General features: G+C 66.2%; 1 protein-coding gene and 1 pseudogene. Both read left to right on the top strand.

Features of this window, described 5'->3' with window-relative positions; translation table 11 throughout:
- Positions 1-638, top strand: a pseudogene (locus tag IVB48_RS40570) (IS21 family transposase); the annotation flags it as partial.
- Positions 635-983: ATP-binding protein (locus IVB48_RS40565; protein ID WP_247408851.1), on the top strand; the 349-nt coding region annotated here is incomplete at its 3' end. The pseudogene IVB48_RS40570 and the gene IVB48_RS40565, both read left to right, overlap by 4 nt.

The raw sequence follows: 983 nt of genomic DNA, 5'->3' as shown, positions 1-983 counted from the left end.
CCAAGCGGATCGACCACGAGCGCGCCACCCTGCAGGCGTTGCCAGATCGCCGCACCTCGGACTACGAGGAGGTGATTGTCCGCGTGACGTCAAGCGGCGGCTTCACCTTGCGCAAGGTGTTCTACACCGTGCCGTCGCGTTTGATCGGGCACCAACTGCGGGTGCGCCTTTACGACGATCGTCTCGACGTGTTCGTCGGCGGCACCCATCTCGTCACCCTGCCGCGTGGGCGGCCGCATCCCAACGGCAAGCACGACCAGGTCGTCGATTATCGGCACGTGATCCATTCCTTGCGGCGCAAGCCAATGGCGCTGCTCAATCTCGTCTACCGTGATCGGCTGTTCCCGCGCGATGCCTATCGCCGAACCTTCGATTGCTTGCGCGAACGGCTGCCGGACAGGAAAGCCTGCCGGATCATGGTCGATCTGCTCGCACTGGCCCATGAGCGCGGCTGCGAGGCCGAACTCGCCGATCAGCTCGCGACCGAGCTTGATGCCGGCCGACTGCCCGACCTCAACCGGCTGCGCGCTTACTTCTCTCCCGATCCGGCCTGCGTGCCGCACGTCGTGGTGCAGCTCGCACCGCTCGCCACCTATGAGTGCCTCATCGGTGCCGGCGAGATCGGAGGTGCCGCATGAGCACGGCCAACACCATTGACACCGCGCGCCTCAATCTATTGCTCAACGAGTTGCGGCTGCCAGCCATCAAGGTGCTGTGGCCGCAATTTGCCGAGCAGTCCGACAAGGAAGGCTGGCCGGCGGCCCGCTTCCTCGCCACCATTGCCGAGCACGAGATCGCCGAACGCGGCCGCCGCCGCGTCGAGCGCCATCTCGTCGAGGCGCGGCTGCCCGCTGGAAAGACCTTCGACAACTTCGACTTCGAGGCTGTGCCGATGATCTCCAAGGCGCAGGTGACCGCGCTCGCCGCCGGCGATGGTTGGCTCGGCAAGGGCGCCAATCTGCTGCTGTTCGGCCCGCCCGGCG

The sequence above is a fragment of the Bradyrhizobium sp. 76 genome (genome assembly GCF_023073025.1).
In the GTDB taxonomy this organism is placed as follows: Bacteria; Pseudomonadota; Alphaproteobacteria; order Rhizobiales; family Xanthobacteraceae; genus Bradyrhizobium.
Note: the sequence above shows the minus strand (reverse complement) of the source record. Positions and strands in the feature narration are given on the sequence as shown.